The organism is Parabacteroides sp. CAG:2 (assembly GCF_000436315.1).
Lineage (GTDB): Bacteria > Bacteroidota > Bacteroidia > Bacteroidales > Tannerellaceae > Parabacteroides > Parabacteroides distasonis.
Window position 1 is genome coordinate 1 of sequence record NZ_FR885276.1, and the last position, 26,952, is coordinate 26,952.

The 26,952-nt window shown below is 46.7% G+C and carries 22 protein-coding genes and 1 pseudogene; 13 read left to right on the forward strand and 10 right to left on the reverse strand.

The window, feature by feature from the left end:
- Positions 1–256: DUF6261 family protein (locus QVP94_RS05805; RefSeq protein WP_288213184.1), on the forward strand; the 256-nt coding region annotated here is incomplete at its 5' end.
- A 108-nt stretch (positions 257–364) separates the two neighbouring features.
- Here QVP94_RS05805 and QVP94_RS05810 read toward each other — a convergent pair.
- From QVP94_RS05810 to QVP94_RS05830, 5 genes are all read right to left on the reverse strand, one after another.
- Positions 365–1,003: a hypothetical protein gene (locus QVP94_RS05810; protein ID WP_022192189.1), complete on the reverse strand. Its 639-nt coding sequence runs from the start codon at positions 1,001–1,003 to the stop codon at positions 365–367.
- A gap of 22 nt (positions 1,004–1,025) precedes the next feature.
- Complete coding sequence (gene xylE / locus QVP94_RS05815; protein WP_022192190.1) at positions 1,026–2,573, reverse strand: D-xylose transporter XylE; 1,548 nt, start codon at positions 2,571–2,573, stop codon at positions 1,026–1,028.
- Between the two features lie 96 nt (positions 2,574–2,669).
- Entirely contained in the window at positions 2,670–3,998 is a 1,329-nt protein-coding gene (xylA, locus tag QVP94_RS05820; RefSeq protein WP_005862810.1) for a xylose isomerase, read from the reverse strand.
- 35 nt (positions 3,999–4,033) lie between these two features.
- Positions 4,034–5,518 carry a xylulokinase gene (locus tag QVP94_RS05825; protein WP_005862812.1) on the reverse strand — a complete coding sequence of 495 codons (1,485 nt, stop codon included), beginning with the start codon at positions 5,516–5,518 and terminating at the stop codon, positions 4,034–4,036.
- Positions 5,519–5,530: 12 nt separating this feature from the next.
- Entirely contained in the window at positions 5,531–6,271 is a 741-nt protein-coding gene (locus QVP94_RS05830) for an NUDIX hydrolase (RefSeq protein WP_008779752.1), read from the reverse strand.
- A 240-nt stretch (positions 6,272–6,511) separates the two neighbouring features.
- Between QVP94_RS05830 and QVP94_RS05835 the strand changes: the two genes are divergently transcribed.
- Together QVP94_RS05835 and QVP94_RS05840 are read left to right on the forward strand one after the other, a co-directional pair.
- Complete coding sequence (locus tag QVP94_RS05835) at positions 6,512–8,332, forward strand: TrkH family potassium uptake protein (protein WP_005857461.1); 1,821 nt, start codon at positions 6,512–6,514, stop codon at positions 8,330–8,332.
- 12 nt (positions 8,333–8,344) lie between these two features.
- Positions 8,345–9,031 (forward strand): potassium channel family protein, encoded by a 687-nt coding sequence (locus tag QVP94_RS05840; RefSeq protein WP_008772362.1) that lies wholly within the window; start codon positions 8,345–8,347, stop codon positions 9,029–9,031.
- Between the two features lie 69 nt (positions 9,032–9,100).
- Here the strand turns inward: QVP94_RS05840 and QVP94_RS05845 are convergent, their stop codons facing one another.
- Complete coding sequence (locus QVP94_RS05845; RefSeq protein ID WP_022192191.1) at positions 9,101–9,982, reverse strand: aldose 1-epimerase family protein; 882 nt, start codon at positions 9,980–9,982, stop codon at positions 9,101–9,103.
- A 3-nt stretch (positions 9,983–9,985) separates the two neighbouring features.
- A complete protein-coding gene (locus QVP94_RS05850; RefSeq protein ID WP_022192192.1) occupies positions 9,986–10,765 on the reverse strand; it encodes a hypothetical protein in 780 nt (259 codons plus the stop codon).
- Between the two features lie 237 nt (positions 10,766–11,002).
- Between QVP94_RS05850 and QVP94_RS05855 the strand changes: the two genes are divergently transcribed.
- Genes QVP94_RS05855 through QVP94_RS05870 form a run of 4 tightly spaced genes read left to right on the forward strand, consistent with a single transcriptional unit; the run spans position 11,003 to position 15,844 of the window.
- The gene (locus tag QVP94_RS05855) at positions 11,003–11,935 is read left to right on the forward strand and encodes a DUF362 domain-containing protein (RefSeq protein ID WP_005862822.1); all 933 of its coding nucleotides are present in this window, start codon (positions 11,003–11,005) and stop codon (positions 11,933–11,935) included.
- 6 nt (positions 11,936–11,941) lie between these two features.
- A complete protein-coding gene (locus tag QVP94_RS05860) occupies positions 11,942–13,579 on the forward strand; it encodes a 4Fe-4S dicluster domain-containing protein (RefSeq protein WP_022192193.1) in 1,638 nt (545 codons plus the stop codon).
- 36 nt (positions 13,580–13,615) lie between these two features.
- Entirely contained in the window at positions 13,616–14,746 is a 1,131-nt protein-coding gene (tgt, locus tag QVP94_RS05865) for a tRNA guanosine(34) transglycosylase Tgt (protein WP_005862826.1), read from the forward strand.
- 12 nt (positions 14,747–14,758) lie between these two features.
- A complete protein-coding gene (locus tag QVP94_RS05870; protein WP_022192194.1) occupies positions 14,759–15,844 on the forward strand; it encodes an LptF/LptG family permease in 1,086 nt (361 codons plus the stop codon).
- A gap of 91 nt (positions 15,845–15,935) precedes the next feature.
- On the opposite strand, the gene QVP94_RS05875 is transcribed toward QVP94_RS05870, so the two are convergent.
- Complete coding sequence (locus tag QVP94_RS05875) at positions 15,936–16,940, reverse strand: DUF4925 domain-containing protein (protein ID WP_022192195.1); 1,005 nt, start codon at positions 16,938–16,940, stop codon at positions 15,936–15,938.
- Positions 16,941–17,103: 163 nt separating this feature from the next.
- Between QVP94_RS05875 and QVP94_RS05880 the strand changes: the two genes are divergently transcribed.
- Entirely contained in the window at positions 17,104–17,493 is a 390-nt protein-coding gene (locus tag QVP94_RS05880; RefSeq protein WP_005857478.1) for a putative quinol monooxygenase, read from the forward strand.
- 74 nt (positions 17,494–17,567) lie between these two features.
- Here QVP94_RS05880 and QVP94_RS05885 read toward each other — a convergent pair whose 3' ends face one another.
- Positions 17,568–18,893, reverse strand: coding sequence for a PhoH family protein (locus QVP94_RS05885; protein WP_005857480.1), 1,326 nt, complete (start codon positions 18,891–18,893; stop codon positions 17,568–17,570).
- Positions 18,894–19,061: 168 nt separating this feature from the next.
- Here QVP94_RS05885 and QVP94_RS05890 point away from each other — a divergent pair, with 168 nt between their 5' ends.
- Positions 19,062–19,673 carry a MarC family protein gene (locus QVP94_RS05890; RefSeq protein WP_005862832.1) on the forward strand — a complete coding sequence of 204 codons (612 nt, stop codon included), beginning with the start codon at positions 19,062–19,064 and terminating at the stop codon, positions 19,671–19,673.
- A 76-nt stretch (positions 19,674–19,749) separates the two neighbouring features.
- Here the strand turns inward: QVP94_RS05890 and QVP94_RS05895 are convergent, their stop codons facing one another.
- Positions 19,750–22,116, reverse strand: a complete 2,367-nt coding sequence (locus QVP94_RS05895) for an outer membrane beta-barrel family protein (RefSeq protein WP_022192196.1) — start codon at positions 22,114–22,116, stop codon at positions 19,750–19,752.
- 183 nt (positions 22,117–22,299) lie between these two features.
- On the opposite strand from QVP94_RS05895, the pseudogene QVP94_RS19305 reads away from it, so the two are divergent.
- The 4 genes and pseudogenes from QVP94_RS19305 to QVP94_RS05910 all read left to right on the forward strand — a co-directional run.
- Positions 22,300–22,380 (forward strand): annotated as a pseudogene (locus QVP94_RS19305) (cysteine hydrolase); the annotation flags it as partial.
- Between the two features lie 84 nt (positions 22,381–22,464).
- Positions 22,465–23,451 (forward strand): linear amide C-N hydrolase, encoded by a 987-nt coding sequence (locus QVP94_RS05900; protein ID WP_005857563.1) that lies wholly within the window; start codon positions 22,465–22,467, stop codon positions 23,449–23,451.
- A gap of 99 nt (positions 23,452–23,550) precedes the next feature.
- Positions 23,551–24,432, forward strand: coding sequence for a helix-turn-helix domain-containing protein (locus QVP94_RS05905; RefSeq protein WP_005857566.1), 882 nt, complete (start codon positions 23,551–23,553; stop codon positions 24,430–24,432).
- A gap of 95 nt (positions 24,433–24,527) precedes the next feature.
- On the forward strand, positions 24,528–26,909 hold the full coding sequence (locus tag QVP94_RS05910) for a hybrid sensor histidine kinase/response regulator (protein WP_005857568.1): 2,382 nt from the start codon (positions 24,528–24,530) through the stop codon (positions 26,907–26,909).
- Positions 26,910–26,952: the final 43 nt, after the last annotated feature.

Consider the following 26,952-nt stretch of genomic DNA (forward strand, 5'->3'; position numbering starts at 1 on the left):
CGAGCGTAACGCGCAAAACGCCACGATAGTGACCGGCGCCACCAAGGCCGCCCGCCTAGCCGCCGACAACGCGTACCGTGCCGCCGTGAAACGCCTCAACGCGCTCGCCGAGGTAAATGGCGACACCGATTACATCGACGTGATCAACGCCATGAATACCCTCATCGACCGGCAGACTGCCATCCTCAAGGCACGTGCCACGAAGAGCGCCAACAAGCGGAAGGAAGAGGAGACGAACGGGCAACCGGAGGCGTAACCACTTACAAGATATTTTTTTTTCACAAGCATATTATTTGTAATAAAAGAGGGGAGGCTGTCGCGAGACACCCTCCCCTCATCTTTATCATTCCCCCTATCCTCTCATCTAGGAGATATTGATCTGGAAGTTATCGCCAGGCGGCTCTCCCCGCCGCTTACGCTCGCGGTTCGCGCACTTGAGGCAAATCTCATGATACGCGGTCTCGAAGCGGAGGAAATCATGCCGGACAGCCACGGAATCGATCGGCACGGCTTTCATGGTCCGCAAGTCTACATCCAAGATATTCCGTCGCATCTCTTGCCAGTCGATGTCGCCCATCGCGAAAGTCAAGAAAGCTTCCAAGGCAATCCGCAGACGGGTGGCATGGGTTACATCCACGTGAAGATTATGATGCAGATACCGATTGAAGCCATCGTGGATCGGCCGCATCGTATCGCCCAATTGCTTGTCGCACATCTGCTCCAGCTCCGTGTAATGATCCAGCAGCTTGTTCGCGTCCTCGTTCTCGTCGCGGATGAACTTCTCGGGAGCGACCTTGATGCCCATGTGACGTTCTAACGTGTCGGCCAAACGCTCAGCCTCCTCGTAGGTGAATTTCCGGGTCTTCATCGATCGCTTGAGCATATCGATCGAGACGAAATGCTCGTAACCTAGCATCAACAAGTGCATCAATAACGCCCGGCGACAAATCTCACGCTCCATGAGGGCGAGAACCAGTTTGGGGTCTATATTTTCCTTTTCCATAATCACTATCAATTATACCGAATTAACGCCGCCAATAGTCTTCCATTTCCTCCAGCGTCCTCCCTTTCGTCTCCGGTACGAACTTCCAGATGAACAACGCCGCCAATATACCCATCACGCCATAGATCCAATAGGCCATACCGTGATTGAACGTATCGGTCAAGTATTGATTCTTATCCAGCATTGGGAATGTCCATGATACCAAGAAGTTGGCAATCCACTGCGCCGCTACGGCGATACTCATCACCGTGGAGCGGATCGAGTTCGGGAAGATCTCGGCCAGCAGCACCCAGCAGACCGGGCCCCACGACATAGCGAATCCCGCCGTATAAACCAGCATGCAGACCAATGATCCCATACCCACCGAACGCGTATAGAAAGTAGTTCCCAAGATCAACATAGATACCGCCATGACGAGCGCCCCGATAATCATCAACGGACGGCGTCCGAACTTATCCACCGTGAAAATAGCCAATACGGTAAACGACAGGTTCACCGCCCCTACCACGATCTGTTGCAAAAGGGCGGCGTCCGTGGCCGCTCCCATCGTCTTGAAGATCTCCGGGGCATAGTAAAGCACCACGTTGATCCCCACGAATTGCTGGAAACCGGAGAGCAACACGCCCACCAAGATGATCAGCACGCCAAACGACCGGATCGGGAACAGCAAGGCGATACAGAAACTAGCCAACAAGGCGATCTCCAACGCATTCGTATTACCTGCCCACGACAACAACCCGTAGCCGGCCAAGAACAGCGCCAGCCAAGTCCCCATAAACCGGAAGTAAGGCTTCATCGACGGAGCTTTCTCCTTGAAACTATTCCGTATATCCTCCAGCTCACGGCCAGCGTCCGCCTGATCCATCAAATGGCTCAAGACGCCCAACGCCTTCTCCGTACGCCCACGCATCACGAGATAACGAGGCGTCTCCGGCACGAACATCAAGAACGAGAGGAACAATACCGCCGGAATAATCTCGGAAGCGAACATCCAACGCCAGCCGATCGTATTCAGCCAAGCGGCATCTCCTTGAAGGGCGATCGTATAATTCACGAAATATACCACCAGCATACCAAAGATAATGGCAAACTGGTTCCATGCCACCAGATTCCCCCGGCGATCGGCCGGAGCCACCTCGGCGATATACATCGGCGATACCATGGAGGCCAGCCCCACACCGATACCTCCCAGAATACGATAAGCCACGAACGCATACATAAACGTATGATCGCCACTTCCGGGCATGCCGATAAACAGCTCCGGCCAAGCCGAGCCGATAGCGGAAAGCAAGAAAAGGATAGCGGCCAGTATCAACGTAGGCTTCCTGCCGTAACGCTGGCTGATCCACCCGGCGAACGAGGCGCCGAGGATACATCCGATCAACGCACTACTTACCACGAAGCCCTCCAAAGCGTTCGCCTGATCCAACGGAAATCCTTGCGGCTCGATGAAAAACTTACGCAAAGATTCCACCGTACCGGAGATCACCGCCGTGTCATACCCGAACAGTAAACCTCCCAAGGTAGCAACCAAGGTTAGAGCGAAAATATAAGTGTTGTTATTTTTCATGGAATAGATTTATAAGTGAAAAACCGAGAATTGAGAGCTGAAAACTAGGGCTTACGCACGATAATTTTCAATTTTCAATTCTCAATTTTCAATTATTTAGATGTGCAGATTTACAATCATCTCGTATAACTCCTGCTTACCGCTGATCTGTTTCGGCTCGCCGTCACGCAAAGCGATCGTACGAAGATCTTCCAGCGTAAGCTTGCCATCCTCGAATGCCTTGCCCTCACCGGCATCGAAACTAGCGTAGCGCTCGGCACGCATCTTGCGGTAATCTGAGTGCTCAAGGATATCGGCGGCGATCATCAAGGCACGGGCGAAAGCGTCCATACCACCGATATGAGCGATGAAGATATCCTCCAAGTCCGTAGAATTACGGCGGGTCTTGGCGTCGAAGTTCGTACCTCCGGTAGTCAAGCCACCTCCCTCAAGGATGACCAGCCAAGCCTGTGCCAGCTCATAGATATCCATCGGGAATTGATCCGTATCCCAACCATTCTGGTAATCGCCACGGTTCGCGTCAATACTGCACAACATGCCGGCATCGGCGGCGGCTTGCAACTCATGCTCGAATGTATGTCCGGCCAAGGTAGCGTGGTTTACCTCGATATTCAAGGCGAAATCCTTGTCCAATCCATAATGGCGAAGGAAACCGATCACGGTCTCCGAATCCACGTCATATTGATGTTTCGTCGGTTCCATCGGTTTCGGCTCGATCAGGAACGTACCCTTGAAACCGTTCTTACGGCCATAATCACGGGCCATCGTCAACATCATGGCTAAATGATCCTTCTCTCGTTTCATGTTCGTGTTCAATAGGCTCATATAACCCTCACGGCCGCCCCAGAACACGTAGTTCTCGCCCCCTAAAGCGATACAAGCGTCGATAGCGTTCTTGATCTGCGTGCCGGCGCATGCCACGGTCGGGAAATAAGGGTTCGTAGCGGCGCCGTTCATATAACGCTTATTGCTGAAGACGTTTGCGGTAGACCATAGAAGCTTCTTTCCGGTAGCGGCTTGATGCTCCTTGGCATGTTCCACCATCGTCTGCAAACGTTTCTCGAACTCGCCCAGCGTAGGAGCCTCGTCCACTACGTCCACGTCGTGGAAGCAATAGTAAGGAATATTACATTTGGTCATAAACTCGAAAGCGGCGTCCATCTTGTACTTCGCACGGGTGATAGCGTCCGCACTGTCATTCCAAGGGAATGATTTTGTTCCACCACCAAACTGATCACCTCCCTCAGCACATAAGGTATGCCAATAAGCCATAGCGAAGCGCAAATGATCCTTTAGTGTTTTACCCATAACTACCTTATCCGCGTCATAATAATGAAATGCCAACGGATTTTTTGACTCACGTCCCTCAAACTGAATCTGTCCGATTCCCGGGAAAAATTCTTTCTCTCCTTTAAAGTAACTCATAATAATATATATTAAAAATGTAAATAATTCAGCCGTTAAATAGATTGTTCCAAGCGTTCTTTCCACGTCTCGAACGCCCCGCAATAAGCATTCGCCTTGAAACCGTCCGGCTCGATCACGTTGATCTTCTTCAAGGAAGCGAACGCTTCTTCTGCGTTCTTGTAGATACCGGCGCCAATACCGGCCCCCTTGGCCGCGCCTACCGCACCATTCGTATCATACAGTTCGATCACCGTACCCGTCACGCCCGCCAAGGCATCCCGGAAGATCGGGCTTAAGAACAAGTTCGCGTTCCCCGCACGGATTACCTGAATATCGATCCCCATCTCATTCATGATATCCATACCGTATTTAAAGGCGAACACGATACCTTCTTGCGCCGCCCTAGCCATATGGGCCTTGGTATGTATGTTGAAGTTCAATCCATGAACCGAGCAATCGATCTGCTTATTCTGCAACATACGCTCCGCCCCGTTTCCGAACGGCAAGATCGAAAGGCCGTCGCAGCCGATAGGAACCGTAGCCGCCAAATCATTCAACTCATTATAGTTGATACCTTCCGGCGCTATATTCCGTTTGATCCAAGAATTAAGGATACCGACCCCGTTGATGCACAACAAGACACCCAAGCGGGTCTGCTCCGTCGTATGGTTCACGTGGGCGAACGTATTCACACGGGAAAGCGTATCGTAATTCACCTTGCCGTTCACACCATACACCACTCCGGAAGTCCCGCCGGTAGCCGCTATCTCGCCCGGATTCAATACATTCAATGATAATGCGTTATTCGGTTGGTCGCCCGCACGATAGGTAACCGGCGTACCTTTCTTCAGTCCCAACTCGGCCGCGACCGAGGCGGTAACCTCGCCCTGCAAACCGAACGTCGGACGGATATCGGCAATCAGATCCTTACTGAATCCATAATAATTCATCAAATCCTCCGATAAGGCATTATTCTTGAAGTCCCAGAAAATCCCCTCCGACAAACCGGAAACCGTAGTCACGATATCCCCCGTCAGGCGCATAGCTATGAAATCTCCCGGCAACATGATCTTATGAATACGGTCGTAAATATCCGGCTCGTACTCCTTGATCCAAGCCAGCTTGGAAGCGGTAAAATTACCCGGCGAGTTCAATAGGTGGGAAAGGCATCGCTTCTCGCCTATATTCTTAAACGCACGCTCGCCATAAGGAACGGCACGGCTATCGCACCAGATAATAGATGGACGAAGCACCTCCATCTTCTTGTCCACCACCACCAAGCCATGCATCTGGTACGAGATACCGATCGCCTTGATATCCTCGCCTTTCACCTTCGCCTTGCTCATGGCACCTTTCATGGCGATCTTCACGTACGACCACCAATCCTCCGGATTTTGCTCCGCCCACCCCGGGCGCAACGCCTTGATCGGGGCCTCTTCTTTGGGATAAAAATCCGCACCTATTGTTAACCCGGTCTCCTCATCGACGATAGAGACCTTGATGGAAGAACTTCCAATGTCACATCCTAACAGACACATAATCGTATGGTTTTATATCTTATTAAACTTCGAACGTTGTTGATTATATTTCACCTTATCAAACCGATAATACCGGGCGGCACGATGGGCGACCCCATCTTGCATATCCTCCGTGGGTACCACGTAATCCAAGGAATTCATCTTCTTATGAAAATTGCGCACGTCCATCTCACGGTTATAGATCACCTCGTACGTGCGCCTAAGCTGGAACGCCGTGAACTTCATCGGCATATAGTCGAAAATGATGGCGGGCTCCTTCTCTACCCAATTACGGATCTCCTGTATGGCAGCCTCGATAATCTCTTTATGATCGAATGGCAAGCGAGGAAGCTCGTCGATAGGGCACCAACGGATCGACTCGGATTTATCGGCCGGACACGTCTTCCTGCTATTCTTGCACAAGGCGAGATAAGCGACCGTGATCAACCGTCCGATCTTCACCTTGGAAGTCGCCTCCAGCCACATCACGTCCAACCGGTTCGAGGTACGGGCGGGGGAACCGAAACAACGGAATTGTTTCAATTGGACACGCTTCAAGCCGGTCGAATCATTCAGTATCCGATAGGCGGCGTCATCTAAATCCTCGTTCTCATAGATCAAGCTGCCGGGTAATTTATAGCCAATCAACTCGCCTTCCTCACTTTTTCGCTCCGCCAACAGCACGGTGAGCTTGTCATCATTGATGCCGAGAAGAACACAGTCTACGGAAACATAAGGGGACAGCATCTCTCTATTCTCGTTTTGTGTATCCATGATATCAGTAATTAGATTTGCACAAATATAAGTATTTTTCTAAACAAAGCAATTACAAAAGGTCTTTTTTGCATCTCCTAATTGATTATTTTTCTGATATTTCAGTATCGTACATCATACAATATGTTATACAACACATAATGTAAGTAAAACAATTAGTATGAGAACAAATAATGAAGGCGCTTTCACGTACCTCTAACTTTTATTTCCTACATTTGTTATATTTATAAAACATCGGACATGAATCTAAAAAACATATACTTCTCTTGGCTGATTTATTGGGGTAAAATGAAGGGATTATTGAACGGGATAGCGGAAGCGATTATCCTACTCGCCTCCTTAGCCTCTTTCTTCGTATTGATCTACCAATTCGGCTTTGTACAGACACCCGATTCCGTCCATATCCTAGAGCGCTCCCGCCCATTCATCCTGCTAGCTTTTTTCACGGGCATAACACTCCGGTACGTGGTGAGGTTCCAAGAAATCATACAGGAGAAAATGTTGTATCTCGATATCAGCATCTATTTCCTTTTATTCGCCGTATTATCCAGCAAGATATTTTTCAAGGATGCCATAGCGCACTCTTTGCCTTATTTGTCTTTCCTTACGAAACCTCTCTTCGTATATGTCTTATTATTGCTGCTTAGCACGATTCACTTATCCCGGCAGACGTTCACGCTGATGCAGACACGGATCAAGCCCTCGTTGCTTTTCTTGCTCAGTTTCGTGTTCGTGATATTGGTCGGGGCCGGGTTGCTATCGTTGCCGAACGCCACTACGCACCGGATTCCGTTTATCGACGCTTTGTTTATCTCCACGACCTCGGTATGCGTAACCGGACTAACCACCGTCGACGTAGCCACTAGTTTCACGCATATCGGGCATATTATCATCATGATTTTAATACAGATCGGCGGTATCGGGGTCATGACATTTACCTCTTTCTTCGCCCTCTCCTTCATGGGAAAATCCTCTTTTACGAGCAAGATGATGCTGAAAGATATGTTGAACGAGGATCGGACGGGAGGGTTGTTCCGGGTCATCTTAAACATTCTTTTCGTGACCTTGTTTATCGAGGGGATCGGCGCCTATTTTATTTATATGGACGTACGGGGAAGCCTGCCGGGAGGTACGCAGCAGGAATTATTCTACGCAATGTTTCATGCCGTGTCCGCTTTTTGTAACGCAGGGATCTCTACCTTGAGCGGCAATATGTACGATCCGTTAGTGGCGGATAAGTACAACCTCCATTTCTGGATAGCCATGCTGATTATATTCGGAGGCTTGGGCTTCCCGATCGTCTTCAATTACCTGAAACTCTTGCATCACTTGCTGATGAATGGTATCAAGATATTGATCGGTAAGCAAAAGCATTATATCCATACGCCCCGTATTATTAATGTACATACGTACATTGTTGTTATATCTACCTTGATCCTGTTAATTACCGGAACGGCTTTCTACCTCTTTTTCGAGTATGACAATACCTTGGGCGACCTTCCCCTGCGGGGGAAACTGGCAAATGCGTTCTTAGGCGCCGTCACGCCTAGAACGGCAGGATTCAACGTAGCGGATATGGCTACATTGGCCCCTCCGACCTTAATGCTGACGTTGATCCTTATGGTAATCGGAGCCGCCCCTATGTCCACCGGCGGCGGATTGAAAGTGACCACCGTTTTCGTAGCTCTGGTTACGACCTTGAACGCCGCACGTGAGAAAGATAAAGTGGAAGTGAGAAAACGGGAGATCGCCCCATTCGCCATCCGCCGGGCATTCGCTATCATCATGATGTACTTCATGTGGGTGGCGATCGCTACGTGGGTATTATCCTATACGGAAAAAGGGGCGCCGCTGTTCTCCCTATTGTTCGAGGTTGTTTCCGCCTTGAGTACCGTAGGCTTGAGTATCGATTATACCCCTCACCTCACCCCTATCGGGAAAATCATCATTATCAGCACGATGCTGGTCGGACGTATCGGGGTATTGGCCTTCCTCGTAAGTTTCTGCAAGGAATACACGAAAAAGGACTATACATATCCACAAGAAAATATATTAATGTAAAAATAAGATAGCATGAAATATTTAGTAATCGGATTAGGGAATTTAGGACGTGCGATAGCGAAGGACTTGACACGTGTCGGCAATGAGGTGATCGGCGTAGACATGGATCTGCATCGTGTCGATATGCTAAAGAACGACATAGCGGGGGCGATCGCCTTGGACTCCACGGACAAAGAGGCATTGAGCACCCTGCCATTGAGCGAGATGGATGCCATTATCGTAACATTCGGTAAGGATTTCGGGACTTCCGTTCAGACCGTCGCTTTATTGAAGAGTCTGGATGCGGGCAAACTGATCGTGCGGGCGATCTCATCGATCCATGAGACTGTGATCCGTGCGATCGGGGTAAGCGAGATTATCACACCGGAAGAGGATTTCTCTACGATGTATACCTCCCAAGCGTCTTTAGGCGGCCTGTTCCGGCATTGGTATAAAGTAACCGATACGGAACATCTCTATAAGATCAAGACACCGGCCACTCTTGTCGGGCAAACCATCAAGAACATCGATTTCGAGGAGAATTTCGGTATCCATCTGATAGCGATCGAACGCCCTTACGAGAAAAAGAACCTGATCGGGCTCACACAGACAGAATACAAGGTTATCAGCCGCATCACCGAGGAATTGGTGATCGAGGCGGATGATCTACTGATCTTATTCGGGAAGATGGAGCTATTAAATAAAATAGCCAACATCTAAAACAAAACATAGGCAGACGATCACGATATAATCAGCGTCGTCTGCCTACGGCAAATATCAACGAAGCGATCAAGCCCCCGCTATCTCTATCGTATAGGAGGCATCGAAGACCTCTCCCGGTTCCAAATGCCATACCCAATCCCGGTCTTTATACTCACCCGTATAATCCACCCGGTCGCAACGCCCATACCAAGGTTCGATACAGACAAACGGAGCGTTTCTCGTAGGCGGAGACCATAAGCCTACCACCGGAGCCGTAAAGGTGAGCGAAAGGTACGGACGTTTCTCCACATCCAATAAGTCCACCCGCTTAATCTGGCTGTCCTCCAAGATAAACGTATCGATATCGAACGTATGGATATTCAACGGTAGCAAGCCGTCCACATCCAAAGGTACCGGACGAACCACGTCCCCTACGCACCCTTTTTCCACCAGCGCACGGTATACGAGATCTTTTTTCACATCGAAAGCAAAATACCCCCGATCCGGTTGATCCACCTCATAATTCGGGTACAGGAAAGCCGGATGAGCGCCAATCTGGAAATGCATCGTCTGATCTCCCGTATTCTTCACACGCCAAAGCACCTCCACCTTATTGCCCTCCAAACGATACCCGATCTCCAAAAGGAAAGGGAACGGATAGGCTCTCAGCGTGTCCGGGGTACTTTCCAGCGCGAAACGCAACTCGTTCTCCGCCTCATCGATCAACGTAAAATCCATATCCCGTGCAAAGCCGTGCTGCGACAGCGGATACACGGTTCCCTCGTTCCGATACTCGGCCTTCCATACGCTCCCGACGATCGGGAACAATACTGGGGAATGACGTTTCCAGAAAGCGGGGTCCGCTTGCCAAAGATACTCCTTTCCCGTAGCGTTCGCTACGATACTACTCAACTCCGCTCCATGTTCGGAGACACGGATCGTTAGTTCTTGATTTGATACTGTCTTCATTCCTTATGATAAGTTTAGTAATTGTTCGGCGGGAAGTCCCTTGCTTTTCAAGAAACCGTTCAAAGTCCCGAATAATAAGGGCTCTCGCCGGAAATCTTCCAGATAAACCCGTTTCAGGCAGTCTACCGGCATCGATATCGGAACGTATGGGATCAAGTTTCCATGCTCATAACGATAGAGCACCTCATCCGTAGCTTGCAGCGAGGCCAACCGCCATTCCTTATCCCCCACCGAGGAAGGCTGCTTCACCTCCAGACAGGCGTTACACAGCATCGAGAAAAAGCGGGAATCAGGCGTAAAGCCCGTGTGCTCCTCATCAAAAAAGAAGGTATCGTATTCCTTTTCCAATTGTGCCGTAAAATGGTTCAAGATAGGCTCCCTCTCATATTTACAAGACAACAGGGAATAATTCTCGAACAGGCAAAGCTCGCCCAACGACTGATAGTCCAGCTCAAGGAGCAGAGAAGGCTCGGCAGACCGGGCCGGCTCACCGGGTTTCTCATACAAAGGGATCACGTACATGCCTATCTCCGGCCCCACCAGCATCCGGCTGTCCTGTCTGAAAAAGGGCATCGCTTTCTTGCTCTTTTCCACAGGTATCCCTTTGCGTTCCTCATACAAGCCGATAGACTCCCTAAGCAAGGAAAGCCCATACTCGATCTCCTCTTGCGGCACGATATGCATCAACCCCTTCGCCGGAAGCGTGAAAAAGGAATCAGGCCCCGAGGTAGTCCGAAAGCTTTCGACAAAAGCGTTCAATGATACTCTACAATATAAAACCATACAATCTGTTTTTTGCCTCGCAAGGTAGAAAAATATTATCAGAACCGATATGCCTTCCGACAAGAATTTATCTTATTACGCAAGATCACTGCAACCCGGGTTGCAGTAAAAAGCAGTTCTACTTTGTAAAAGGAGTTGACTCGCATATCAAAATAATCATTATCTTTGTTCGGAATAACAAGCGAGTAAAAAAAGACCGTACCGTAAATCAAGTATAAACCAATATAGTATACAATTATGAAACGTCGTGATTTTTTAAAGACCAGTGTCATCGCTAGCGCGGCTCTATCCTTAAATTTTGAAGGTCTGCAAGCGGCCCTTTCCACGAACACCGTAGCCGTAGAGAAGGCTCCCGATATGGTAGCCGTTATGGGTGGAGAGCCGGAGGTGATGCTAGATAAAGCCTTGGAAGCCCTTGGCGGTATCGGAAACTTCGTAAAGAAAGGACAAAAGATCGTGATCAAGCCGAATATCGGTTGGGACCGCTCTCCTGAATTGGCCGGTAATACGAACCCCAAATTAGTGAAAGCCTTGGTCAAGAAATGCTTGGAGGCCGGCGCCTCTAAAGTGACCGTATTCGACCACACCTGCGATAACTGGCAGAAATGCTATGAGACGAGCGGGATCGCAGAGGCCGTAAAAGAGGCCGGAGGTATCATCATGCCTGCCAACGATGAGAAATATTTCAAGGAAGTATCCATCCCGGGTGGCGTGAACCTGAAAAGCGCTAAGATCCATGAGGCCCTGATCGAGGCTGACGCATGGATCAACGTCCCCGTATTGAAGAACCATGGTGGGGCGAAGATGACTTGCGCCATGAAGAACTATATGGGAATCGTATGGGATCGCCGTTTCTTCCATCAAAATGATTTGCAACAATGCATCGCCGATATTTGCACTTGGCAAAAGAAACCGGTATTGAACATCGTGGACGCTTATCGTATCATGCACCAAAACGGCCCGCAAGGAAAGAGCGCAGCCGATGTGGCTACCTTGAAATCCTTGATCGCCTCCACCAATATCGTCGCTATCGACACCGCTGCCCTTCGCCTGTTCAACCAAGTGAAGAAGCTGGATATGGCCGCCGTAGGTCATATCGGTAAAGGCGAGGCTTTAAAGCTGGGTACGACGAATCTGGATAATGTCACGATCAAACGTATTAAGATATAATCGAGGATGAAGAAGCCTAATTACCTAAAAGGATTGCGGGTCGTACTCGCGATCCTCATTTTCGCACCCATACTTTTATTCTTCGTTGATTTCGCCGATGTATTGCCGGACAACCTGCACACGTTGTTGCATCTCCAGATCATGCCCGCTATTTTAGGGGGAATGGCGGGGTTGGTGGTCTTCCAATTCGTATTGGCTTTATTGTTCGGCCGGATCTATTGCTCGGTCATTTGCCCGGCGGGCGTATTGCAAGATATTATCAACCGGGTTTTCTGTATCGGAAAGAAGAAAAAGAAAGGAGTACGCAGGTTCAGCTATCATAAGCCTATGAATATCTTACGGTACTCTATTCTCGGGCTTACATTCGTATTGGCTGTTTTCGGGATGATCGAATTATGTACGTTGCTAGATCCGTACAGTAACTTCGGCCGTATCGCGAGCAACTTGTTCCGTCCGGCCGTCATGTGGGTCAATAACCTGCTGGCCGACGGATTGGCACAGATGGATAACTATACGCTTTATCACGTCACGATCAGCAACGTGACGGTATTCGGCGTGATATCTGCTTTGGTTGCGCTACTCGTATTCATCCTCATGGTCGTATTCCGGGGAAGGTTGTTCTGCAATACGCTTTGCCCGGTAGGAACGCTGTTGAGCCTGATCTCCCGGTATTCGTTTTTCCGGATCTCCTTTGACAAAGAAGCTTGTACGCATTGTGGTAATTGCGAGCATACTTGTAAGGCGGAGGCAATCGACAGCAAGAACCTCACCGTAGATACCTCCCGTTGCGTAGATTGCTTCAACTGCGTATCCTCGTGCGCTAAAGGAGGATTGCAATACCGTTTCAAGCCTTCCTTCAAGAAAGAAGCCGAAACAGCTCGCGTACAAACAGACGTGATCCAACAGGCTACCGCTCCGAACAGCCGCCGTACGTTCCTCACGGCAGGAGCTACCGTAGCGGTCTCCCTCCCGATCGTATCCACCATTGCCCAAGGAATTGAAAAAGGGCATGGCAAAGGGCAACATTCATGCGAGGGGCAAGACGGACACTGTAAAGGACAGCACGGGCAAGATAAGCACGGCAAGAAATGGCTCCCTATCATACCGCCGGGAGCGATCAGCATAGAGCGTTTCAAGGATGTATGTACCGGATGCCAGATTTGCGTGACCCAATGCCCGAGTCATGTACTACGTCCCACGGGATTAGAGTATGGCTTTGATTATATGTTGAAACCCCGTATCGCTTACATCGACAGTTATTGCAATTACGAATGCACGGTCTGCTCGGAGGTTTGCCCCACGCACGCTATAAAGCCGCTTACCAAGGAAGAGAAAGCTACTACGCAAGTGGGCATCGCCACCTTCTTCATCAACCGCTGTATCGTAAAGACGGAGGGGACGGACTGCGGGGCCTGCTCGGAGCACTGCCCTACCCAAGCCGTGCATATGGTTCCTTACGAGGGCACGCTTACCATCCCGCAAGTAAACCCCGATCTTTGCATCGGTTGTGGCGGCTGCGAATCGATCTGTCCCGTACGCCCGATGAGAGCGATCATCATCAAGGCAAACGAAGTACACAAGTTCGTGGAGAAGCCTAAAGAGGAAGAGGTGAAAAAGGTAGAAATAGATGACTTCGGATTCTAAGAGAAAAATGCTACCTTTGTCACAAATTTTTGATACATGACATTTGAATTACAGTATAACGATACGAAATCGAACGCTAGGGCGGGCTTGATTACCACCGATCACGGGGTAATCGAGACGCCTATTTTTATGCCCGTGGGTACGCAAGGTACGGTAAAGGGTGTACATATGACCGAGCTAAAGGAAGATACCAAAGCACAAATCATCTTGGGGAATACGTACCATCTGTATCTTCGTCCCGGTATCCAGATCTTGGAGCAGGCCGGAGGCTTGCATAAGTTTAATACATGGGATCGCCCGATATTGACCGATAGCGGGGGGTTTCAGGTATTCTCCCTTTCCGACAATCGTAAGCTGCATGAAGAGGGAGCCGAGTTCCGCTCGCATCTCGACGGCTCCAAGCATATGTTCACGCCGGAGAAGGTGATGGATATCGAACGCTCTATCGGTGCGGATATCATCATGGCCTTCGATGAGTGTTGCCCGGGAGATGCCGACTACAATTACGCCAAGCAATCACTGGGCCTGACCGAGCGTTGGCTGGATCGTTGTTTCGCCCGCTTCAACAGCACGGAGCCGAAATACGGCTACCGGCAAAGTCTCTTCCCGATCGTACAGGGATGCGTCTATACGGACTTGCGGCAGAGGGCGGCGGAGAACGTGGCCCGAAAAGGCGCCGATGGAAACGCTATCGGGGGACTGGCCGTTGGCGAGCCTACCGATAAGATGTATGAGATGATCGAGGTCGTAAACGAGATCTTGCCGAAAGATAAGCCTCGTTACTTGATGGGCGTAGGTACCCCGATCAATTTACTGGAAGGGATCGAACGAGGCATCGATATGTTCGACTGTATCATGCCGACCCGTAACGGACGCAACGGCCAACTCTTCACCCGCTTCGGTACTATCAATATGCGTAACAAGAAATGGGAGAACGATTTCTCGCCAGTCGATCCGGACGGACATTCCTACGTGGATACCTTATATAGCAAGGCTTATCTGCACCACTTGATCAAGGCGAAAGAAATGCTTGGCTTACAGATCGCTTCTATCCATAACCTCGCTTTCTACCTATGGTTGGTGAAAGAAGCGAGGGCACATATCATCGCTGGCGATTTTACTACATGGAAAAGTGGTATGGTCCGTCAATTAGCGAACCGGTTATAAAAAACGAGACAGATGAAATTTAAACTAAAACGGATCGATTGGTATATCATCAAGCAGTTTCTGGGCACGTACGTGTTCGCTATCGCCTTGATTATCTCTATCTCCGTCGTTTTCGATATAAACGAGAAGATCGATAAGTTCTTGAATCCGGATGTCCCCTTAAAAGCGATCATCGTGGATTATTACTTGAACTTTATCCCCTACTTCGCCAATTTGTTCAGTCCGTTGTTCACATTTATCGCCGTGATCTTCTTCACGTCGAAGCTAGCGGATCGTTCGGAGATCATAGCGATGCTTGCCAGCGGTATGAGTTTCCGTAGGTTAATGCTTCCTTACGCAGTCTCGGCTACGATTATCGCTATCGTGACGTTTATCCTAAACGCTTACATCATTCCCCCGGCGAATGAGACTCGTATCGATTTCCAGAACAAGTATATCCGCAACAAGAAGGTGGACTACGTAAAGAACGCCCAATTGGAGATCGAGCCGGGTATTATCGCTTATTTCGATAGCTATGACGCTCGCTCGAACATGGGATACCGTTTCTCTCTGGAGCATTTCGAGGATAAGAAATTGATCTCCCGTCTGACCGCCAAGTCAATCAAATACGACTCGCTTTATCAATGGACCGTTATCGATTATATGATCCGTGATTTCGATGGCATGCGGGAACATATTTCCCAAGGCTCCCGTAAGGATACGACCTTGACCATCGTGCCCTCGGACTTCCTGATTTCCGTGAATGATTGCGAGACGATGACAACGCCCGAGCTAAATACGTATATCAACCGACAGAAAAAAAGAGGTATCGGGAATATACAGACCTTCCAGATCGAGTATCATAAGCGCTTCGCCACGATCATGGCGGCGTTTATCTTGACTTCTATCGGAGCGTCGTTGTCTTCCCGGAAAATAAAGGGAGGTATGGGTATGAATATTGGTATCGGATTGGCGTTGAGTTTTTCTTACATCCTGTTTATGACGGTTACTTCCACCTTCGCTATTAATGGTTATGTGAGTCCTGCCGTAGCGGCCTGGATACCGAATATAGTTTATACATTTATAGCGATATTCTTATATCAGAAAGCACCAAGGTAATTGATTAACTCCTATATTGGTATAACTCTGCCAAATTTCATCCAGTTGTAGAGACGGGGTGTGCCCCGTCTCTACAACCTAGGATTTTCAATTATTTCGTGAAATTAAGTCCAAACTCTAACGTTTTTGCGTTCGGAAGTAGTTGCAATACCATATCTACCATTTGCTGATAATTCTCCGGAACCATCGGTTTCAAGATAGGAGCTATCATGGTCAAAACCGGTACGATTAAATCCTTATCCGCATAAAAAGTAGCCTCACTTCCATCCACCTTCATGTTAAGAGGTAGACCATAATAACCTCCTAAATCAACCAAAAGCTTCATGATCTCGTCAATAGAGATACCAGCGGCCTCCAATTTGTCACCAGCAGCCTGTTGTAATAAAGTAGTCAAGACTGTCACATAATTTTTATCCACAGCCACCATAAATTTCCCGTCTACCACACAATATTGGATACTTGCCATTTTCGTGATCTCACCGATTCCTTTATCCTCAGAAGCCCCTATAGGTCTCCAAGAAACATCGAAGATTCCATCTTCCGGTAAGTTAACATTTACAACGCTTACTTTGCCCCAAATCAAGTTACCGATAGCAGGTTTTATCATAGGCACGAGATTATCGATCGTAGAATTCCCGGTAACTATATTCGCATAAATAGCTCCCGCACCCGCTTTCAAGCTCCAATTACCTACGATAGAAGAAGTTAATTTACGAGTATAAACAACAGAAGCTACGCCCCCTTTCACCGTACCATTTACCGATACCACGCAATCGCCAACCGTACTCTCGCCGGTAAACGTATAAGTGCCGTCCGCTTCCTTCAACGCAGCATCGATAGCGACCGACTTATTTTCGGGGATGATATTGTTCAAGGTTACGGATGCCTTCTCCGCAGAGGAAGCGGCAATCACGACCGATTTACCGTCAACAGGGATTGTCACTTCACCCATTACCAGATTAACGCTCTTACCCTCGTACGTTTTCGACAGATCTTGCCAGTTACCGGAAGAACTTGAATCGTCATCATCACCACATGCCGTAAAAAAACCCATCGTGCAAATCACGGCAAATACATACAACAAACTCTTTCTCATGACTCTTGTTTTAAATTTAACATAAATAGCTATTAATATTATCACAAATATATCCATTCCAACTTCCACTAACAACAATAATTTAATATCAGATGTTCGATTCCTGTGTTTAGATCAAAAATTCACTACTTTTGTCGTATCAAATACTTAAAAACAATCTATCATGAAGAAAGTGTTTATCTCAATGGCCTGCGTATTAATCGCTCTATCCGGTTGCACGAATGGAGGAAGCAATAAAGAATCCATGGAAGTCGTACTGAATATCAAACGGAAAGTAAAACCCGAATGTGTCTCCGCCTTAAAGGAATCATTCTTGAAATGCAAGGAAAGCACGTTGCTAGAACCGGGATGTATCGACTACGGCATGTACCAGTCCCTCACCGATAGCACCGAATTCTTTATCGCCGAAACTTGGAAAAACGACGGGGAATTACAAAAGCACGGCGAAACCGCCCATCTTAAACAACATCTGAATGAGATCAAAGATATGGGAGACCCTTCCTATAAAGGTAGTTTCCGGAAGATTTATGTCTGCCCGAGTGTAAATGACTAATCATTAAGAATTGAAGATTAAAAATCAAGCTTCACATAAGCGTTTATTTTCAATCTTCAATTCCCTATATTTAATTACAAAAGATCTGACGCTAACTCAGATAACTCGCTTCGCTCGCCTTTTATCAAGTTGATATGGGCGAACAAGTCCTGTCCTTTCATCTTGTCGATCATATAGGCCAAGCCATTACTTTGGGCGTCTAGATATGGGGAGTCAATCTGTTGGATATCTCCCGTGAAGACCATCTTCGTTCCCTCTCCCGCACGGGTGATAATCGTCTTGATCTCATGCGGCGTGAGGTTCTGGGCCTCATCGATGATACAATAAGTCTCGGACAAGCTACGACCCCGGATAAAGGCCAACGCCTCGATCACCAACTGGTTGTTCTTCTGCATATCGTCGATCTTACGGACATCGGGATTACCCGGGGCAAACTGAGTCTTGATCACGTTCAGGTTATCGAATAGAGGTTGCATATAAGGAGCGACCTTTTGCTTCTCGTCACCCGGAAGGAAACCGAGATCCTTATTCGCCAAAGCGACGATCGGACGGGCCAAAAGTATCTGTTTATACGTGCCGGCTTGTTTCAAGGCAGAGGCCAACGCCAACAACGTCTTTCCGGTACCGGCCTTTCCGGTCAGCCCCACCAGCTTGATATTCGGATCGTTCAACACCTCGAAAGCGAAACTCTGCTCGGCATTACGGGGCTGGATACCAAAGTTCGTGCCTTTATCCACCTTCTTGATCTTATCCGTAAACGGATTGTAGCGAGCCAATACACTATTACGTACGCTTTTCAAGATAAAGCATTCGTTCGGGTCGAGCTTAGACTTGATATCCAACGAATCTGCGTCCACGCCTTCCGGAGAGCTGTAGATCTTGTCGATCAAATCGGGGTCTATATTCTCATAGGTCTCTTGCGCACGCTCGAAAATATCTACATTCACGACCTTATCCGTGATATAATCCTCAACGGGAATACCCAAAGAACGAGCCTTCATACGAAGGTTCACATCCTTGCTGACCAAGGTTGTCTTGATCTTCGGATTCTTCTCGGCAATCGTCAACGCACAAGACAAGATACGGTGATCTGGCGTTTTATCCGGAAAAGAATGCGCTATTTTCTCCTGGTACTTATCACCGGTCACGATATAAAGTGTACCTTTTCCCGGTCCTAGTGAGGCGCCTTTCAAGAACAGGTCATTACTGGTCAATAAGTCTAGCTCCCGAACAAACTCACGGGCATTATAATTGATCTGCTCACTCCCCTTCTTGAACTTGTCCAACTCTTCTAATACCACGATGGGTAGATAGATATCATTTTCCTGAAAGTTCTCGATGCACTTATAGTCATGTAATATGACATTCGTGTCCAACACAAAATTCTTCTTTGCTCCCATGGCCTTTCGATTTAATGATTATTGCTTCTAATATAAGAACAATTCTGACACGTTGATAGTTCAGGCCTGCTAAAATTAGTTACACACACCAATAATTTCGTCATATTGACCAATTCAAGGAAAAATATGTATCTTTACGAGGATTAAAAAATAGAGGAGGATAACGTCATGTTCACAAATTTCAATTTCCAACAAATACTTAGCGCATTCATCGTATTATTCGCTGTTATCGATATAATCGGAGCTATTCCCATCATCATAGACCTAAAGGATAAAGGCAAGGATGTCAATGCGTTGAAGGCAACCCTAATCTCCTTTCTATTGTTATTAGGGTTCTTCTACGCCGGGGATATATTACTCAGGCTTTTCCATGTGGACATCGAGTCGTTTGCCGTGGCCGGCGCTTTTGTGATCTTCCTCCTATCTTTAGAGATGATTCTCGACATAGAGATTTTCAAGAATCAAGGGCCAATCAAGGAGGCTACGTTGGTGCCGCTGGTATTCCCGTTGCTAGCCGGAGCAGGATCATTCACCACTTTGTTGTCGCTCCGTGCGGAATATGCCAGCGTGAATATTATCGTAGCCTTGGTACTGAATATGCTATGGGTCTACTTTGTTGTCCGCATGACACGCAAGGTAGAGAAAGTCTTGGGGAAAGGCGGCATATACCTGATCCGTAAATTCTTCGGTATCATCCTGCTGGCGATCTCCGTCAAGCTATTCATGAGCAATATCACCCTGCTAATGGAACAGATAGAAGCGAGTACGAAAGCAATATAGGATTTCCTTTAGAAGAGCATCCAGTTTCATCCTATTGAAACAAAGAGTTCATTAGGATGAAACTACAAGGCATCTATTATTTTCCGAAACGGGATGTGTCTATCGAATCATGTTCCCTCTCCTTGTAACCACCAAACTTCCAGACAAAAGATAATTTCAGACATCTCTCATCATTCAATTTCCTCATCCGGCTCCATTGATTGCCTTGGTTTATCTTGATGGTACGTGGAATGCTGCTGGCGAAAATATCGTCTCCTTTAAGTGTCAAGCTGGCACGGTCATTCAAGAAAGTCCATTTTAATCCAGCGGATATCTCATACATGGAACCCAAGTCGTATATACCTTGGATGGCACCGGGAGTCACGTATTGGCCGTCTATCGTCATTTTTAAATTCGGTTTATCACATAGGTTAAATGTGTTACTCATATGCGCTAATCCTAGATAAGCCTCACGGTTATATGAGATGCCGTGGAAGTTATCATTCTTTTCTTGCATCCTCCAACCTCGCAGTGTGATGCGGCTATTCCAAAAACGACCCACATTAAAAGGAATGATCACCGCCAATCCCGTTTCCAGACTATAATCCATATTCTCGAAACGAAAAACGGTCTTCAGTTCCGTATCGCTTTGATAAGGAAGTTGGGCGAAATAATCCGGCGTGTATTCACAGAACGCTACCAGCATATACTTTTGGCGGAAGATATAGACCATCTGCCCCTCATACGTGCGATAAGGTTTCAACAAGGGATTTCCCGCCACCTCCGAGTAAGAGTTTAGAGGCGTTACTTGCGGGGAGACTTGCCAATAACCGGGGTAGGTCTTATCGCTACTTATATCGAACTGTAAAATATGGCGGGGAGAAAACGTATAGCTCAGGGATACGGTAGGAAACAACGCCCCCTCATTCCATAGGTTCATATTTTCCCGGCTAGAGGTGTAGTCAGACTTAAAATACTCCCCTTTCAGCCCAACCGTAGCAGAGAAACGCTCTCCGAAGCTTTTCGATACCTCTGCGAAAATATCAGCGATGTATTCCTTTTGTGTATTATCCTCCAACGCTTCCTCGTCCATCTCATAGCCAGCACCTTGCTCATATAAATACTCCGAATAGTTTTTCGACGAGGCGTAACCTCCATGCACGCCGTAATTCAATCCCCACCCGGAAGCGAAACTATGTGTCTTATTTAGGAATACGGACCAGCGGGATACATCCTGTCTCGTATTATTTATCATATCAGTCCGGGAACCATTCGTATTCGTATCATGGTAATCAAGTACCGAGGGCGAATGATAACGAGTAAAATCCGCTCCTGCCGATATCCCGGCATGTCCGTCATACTGTAAACGTATATTATGGATAGCGGAGTGCCCGTCGTCACGGACCAAGCTCGTACTCTCACTTTTATTTTCCGGCTTCGACAGATCCAGATATGAGGTAAAGGCATCACGGTCCGATAAGACTTTATCTCCCTTCAGATAATATGCCAAAGAGAGTTTATCCTCATTCGCGAACGTATAATCCATTCCCAGACGAACCGTTCCTCTATTTACATGGACAAGGGCCCGATTATGTTGGCTTATTTCCGTCATACCACTATTTAATGTATGGCGGGCCAACATATCCTCCCCCATCACATCCCGTCTCTTATTACCATTCAACAGGAAATCTAAGCTAAAGCCCTTATTCGTATAAAGTAAATTCACATGCGCATCTCCCCCCGCATGGCGATATTGGGTGTAATCCACACCCGTTTCACCTTGCCAAGAAGGAGTCTCGGACTCATTCTTACTTAATACGACATTGAGTAACGCCCCCTTGACATTATATTTAGCTGGAGCGTTATACATCACCTCAGCCTTTTCGACCCTTGAGGCTGGCATAGTTTTCAGTAACTGGATTAATTGATCTGCCGACATTGTCGTCAACTGCCCATTCAAGATTATATTCAAACGACTGGCCCCTACCAGTTCCAGATTATCATTCCGCTCGATAAGCCCCGGTAAGTCCTTGATGATCTCAAAAGCGTTCGTGGCAGTCTTATCCTTCATCAGTTGAGGGATATCATAGGTCAGCTTGCCTCCCTCCAGTTTCACTTGCGGGCGTTCTCCCTTTACGGTAATCTCGGCTAACTGATAATCTTTCTCCTCCAGCACCACCGTACCTACGTTGGCGGTAGTTATCTTTTTCCCTATCGTATTATATAAGATGTGCTGGAAAATAAGTCGATACGACTGGTCTAGCGGATGATTCAATCGAAAATCCCCAAGCGTATCGGTAACCACGGCATCCACATATACAGAGTCAAGGGTCTGTAAAATCACCGCCACTCCATCTATCGGTTGTTCCTTGCCATCCATCACTTTTCCGGAAATACCTTGTGCCATAATCTCACCGAGACTCATCAGCAAGCATAAAATCATGTAGTAAATAGTACGTTTCATATCGGTTTGTTTTTATCATTTTTCGTTCATACAAAAGAAACGTATTCTTAAAAGAAACTATGTTACCACTCACTTACGAAGTCTTACCTTGTCTTATCAGGAATGTTATTTAGTCTTATCGCCAATTATCAAACCCAACAAAGAGGAACAAGATAATCTGGAAAACACCTTCAGAAAAGTAGTATGAATGGTATCCTTTGTGCTAAATCTCACCTAAGGGAATTGCAGGAAAAAGGTTTCGAGGCCGCCGTACTCTTTGATGCGAAAACGTAAACTGAACATTAAGAGGTTCTAACTGTTGATATATCAATCAAATATTTGAAGATAACCTATTAAAAGTTGAAAATCATGTGTACAAGAGTAGTTTATTCGGGAACAAACGGGATGGTAGCGACTGGTCGCACGATGGACTGGAAGACCGATATGCATAGTAACCTATGGGTGTTTCCTAGGGGGATGGAGAGAAACGGGGAGACAGGAAAGGATTCTTTAAAGTGGAAATCCAAATACGGCAGCATCATCACCTCCGCTTTCGAGATAGCCAGTACGGACGGAATGAACGAGAAAGGTTTGGTAGCTAATTTGCTCTGGTTACCCGAAGCCCAATATCCGGCCAGAGATAAGAATAAGCCGGGCCTTGCCATAACGATATGGGTACAATATATGTTGGATAATTTCGCTACGGTGGAAGAAGCGGTCTCTTTTATCAACGAAGATACGTTTCAAGTAGTATCGGATAAGATGCCGGACGGTTCCCGCTTGGCGACCTTACATTTATCGATTTCCGACGCAACCGGTGATTGCGCTATCTTCGAATACATAGGAGGTAAACTGACCGTTTATCACAGTAAGGAATACAAGGTGATGACTAACTCCCCTACTTATAATAAACAGTTGGCTCTTTGTGAATATTGGAAATCGATCGGAGGGCTGAGTTTCCTTCCGGGTACCAACCGTGCATCCGACCGTTTTGCCAGAGCTAGTTTTTATATAGATGCCGTACTTAAGACGGACGATGAGAAGATAGCTATCGCCTGTGTATTCAGCGTGATCCGTAACGCCTCTGTCCCTTATGGCATATCGACTCCCGAGAGTCCGGAGATATCCACCACGCAATGGAGAACGGTATCCGAAAGCAAGAACCTGATTTATTTCTTTGAGTCGAGCCTGACCCCGAACACTTTCTGGGTACGACTGAGAGACATGGACTTATCGGAGGGTGCGCCGGTACTTAAACTATCCATCGCCAACGGTGAGACCTATCATGGCAACACTTCAAAAGACTTTAAGCCGGCGCAACCATTCAAGTTTATGGGTGTAAAGGATCTTATTTAGTCTTGGCTAACTATTTTTTGGGATAATATGTTCCATATTTCCTTTTACAACATTTGAGTTTCAATTAATATTTATATTTGACGTCAAAAATCTTACAATATGGATAAACAGTTCCTCTGCCTTGATTCACCTACAGACTTTATGGTTGGTAAATACATATCCGCCGATGAACTCAAGGAGTTTATAAATATTCCTTGTAAGATAAAAGCCGGGGTCTTTATCCTTTGCATGGAAGGGCAAATACGCTCAACTATCAATATGTCAGAATTGACCACCTCGAAACTCAATGTTGTAACGCTATTGCCCAATAGTCGCATACAAATACATGAGATATCCCCCGACATCTTGATCTATTTCATAGCGTTCTCTTTCGATTTTATGTGTTACGCAAATTTTATCAAGAGCACGATGGGTTATCTACTTATGATTTACAGGTATCCGATTATAAAAATATCCCAAAACAGGGCCAACCTGATCACGAACTTCTACGAGCTTCTCTATCAATATGCCGTATATCCCGATATCTTGAACAATAAAGAGATGATAAAGGCCATTTTCATGATGTGTAGTCAAGGTATCGCAGAAATATACAGTAAAAATTACCCATTAGAGAAACAGGAACTTACACGTCCGTTACAAATCTATCAAGAGTTCCTAAATATGGTATTAAGATACTATACAAAAGAGCATAACGTATCGTTTTATGCCGAGAAGTTGGGCCTCACGTTCTCCTATTTCTCGACATCCATCAAAAAAGCGATCGGCGAGACTCCCCAAGAGATCCTCACGCAAACAATAATCATAGACGCTAAGACACAGTTAAAAGGGACTAACCAAGAAATCAAAAACATAGCGATGGACCTCGGCTTTAATAATCTATCGTTCTTTAATAAGTTCTTCCGTCGAAATGTAGGCATGACTCCACAAGAATACAGGGGTAAATCGTATACCTATTCTTGTTACCAGAAAACATCCGACTAGCCGAAAGCAAAAACGGAACATATTATCAAAAAGAAGAATTTCAAGGGTACCTTTTATAATTTTTACTTTTGTAGAATAATATAAAAAGACATACGATGGAAGGGCGAGAGACGGATCTAGAATACAACTTATTGATGGGGCTTACGGGAGCTAGCGTCAGCAAACATTTATTGGATGAGCATTTCACACTTTTATGGGCAAATGACTTCTATTACGATATGATAGGTTACCCCAAAGAAGAATATGAAGCTCTTTTCCACAATAAACCCGATTTGTATTTTAAAGGTTATGATGAAGCTTGGAATATATTATCCAAGAATGTTTACGAGACGATAGCTAATAAAGCCAGCGGTTACGAAACCGTTATCCAGATGCCAACGAGAAAAGGGAAAAGATGGACTAAAATCACCTCAACGTTTACCGACCAACTACAAGACGGCATCCCTATCTCCTATACGGTAATGACCGATGTAGAGGACGTAATGCGAAGGCGGATCGAGCAAACGATCACTTATGATAATATCCCCGGCTTCATATCCAAGCATAAGGTACATAAAGACGGCAGTTTTACATTGCTGGAGGCAAATGATAAATATATGGACTTCTCTGGTATCGATAAAAATTCTTTTTTATCTTTCAGTCCTTTCTCCCGTTTAGATGAAACAAGCCGTAATACGATGAACGCACATATCCCCTGTATGCTAAAAGGGGAACCTGTACATTTCGTTATCCAGTCGAAAGACAAAAACGGCAACGGCGCTTGGCTACAGTTGAACGGGGAATGTATCGGCTGGGAAGGTGACGAGCCTATCTATCTTATCGTTTACATCAATATCACCGACATTACCGAACAGAGGGAGTTGCAAAAGAAACTGGAGAAACAGTCAAAGCAACTTAAAGAAGCACTAAAGTCGGCGGAACAAGCCAACCAAGCCAAATCTGATTTTCTCGCCCGCATGAGCCACGATATCCGTACACCCATGAACGCCATCATGGGAATGGCGACTATAGCCAAAGCCCATGTAGATGAACGTGAAAGAATATTAGATTGTATGGAAAAAATCAATGGAGCCTCTAAATTATTATTGAGTCTGATTAATGAGGTTCTCGATATGTCCAAGATCGAAAGTGGCAGGTTAATTCTTTCGGAGGATGAGTTCAATGTGGGTGAGCTCTTGCAAGACTTGGTCGTTATGATGCAACCGGAGATCAAAAACAAACAACAAACTTTAAATATACACGTCAAGAACCTTAGGCATGAGAATGTAAAAGGCGATACGCAGCGTATCAAACAGGTATTGATGAATATCCTCTCGAACGCAATTAAGTATACGCCGGAGAATGGGCGAATCACGATAGAAATCTACGAGAAGGACCCTCATAACGGCATCGGAAATTATCAATTCGTGTTTGAGGATAACGGAAGAGGTATGAAACCGGAGTTTCTGGATAAGATTTTCGAGCCTTTCGAGCGTGCGAGCGATGATGAGATCAAGAGGATACAAGGCACTGGCCTCGGGATGTCGATCAGCCATAAGATCATTCAGATGATGGGAGGAGATATCAAGGTGGAGAGTGAATATGGCAAAGGTTCCCGCTTCACCATTGACATGCCATTGGTTTGTCGGGATCAGAAGCCCGATGATAAGATAGAGGTAGAAGGTTTAGAGGTTCTTGTGGTAGATGATGATAAGATCGCTTGTCTAAACACGTCTAGCTGTTTGCGAGAGATCGGGATAAACAGTGAATGCGTATATTCAGGTAGCGAAGCTATAGAAAAAGTACGACAGCATCATTTAGCGGAGAAAGAGTATTTCGCCGTGATCATTGACTTGAAGATGCCTCAAATGAACGGCATTGAAACAACCCGGCAAATCAGACGTTTCGTGGGAGCGGACGTACCGATCATCATTCTCTCCGCATACGATCTTGAGGAATATGAGGCAGAGGCTAAGGAGGTTAAGGCCAATGGATTCATCACCAAGCCTCTCTATAAGTCCAAGCTACTCCAAGTATTGAGATCTTTCCTTGACGAAGGAGACCAGCCGGAACCGATCCGCCCATTCAAGTTATCAAACGTCGATTATTCCGGCAAGCGCATCTTGCTGGTGGAGGATAACGAGTTAAATCGTGAGATCGCCGTAGAGATCATCGGCAGCACCGGTATCACTATCGATACGGCGATAAATGGGCTCGACGCCGTACATAAAGTCGCCCAATCGGAAGAAGGATTTTACCAGATAATACTGATGGATATCCAGATGCCTATCATGGACGGTTATGAGGCGACCCGGCAGATTCGTTCCCTCCAACGAAGGGATATCGCACATATGCCAATTATAGCCATGACCGCCAACGCTTTTTCCGAAGACGTGACAAACGCTATCAAAGCGGGCATGAATTATCATTTGGCTAAACCGATTGATATTGGGGCGTTGATGGGCATCCTTAGTAAATATTTACAAGCGCCCGCATAAAGTTTATCTTGCGTATTAAAAGTTCATGTAATAAAATTGTCTA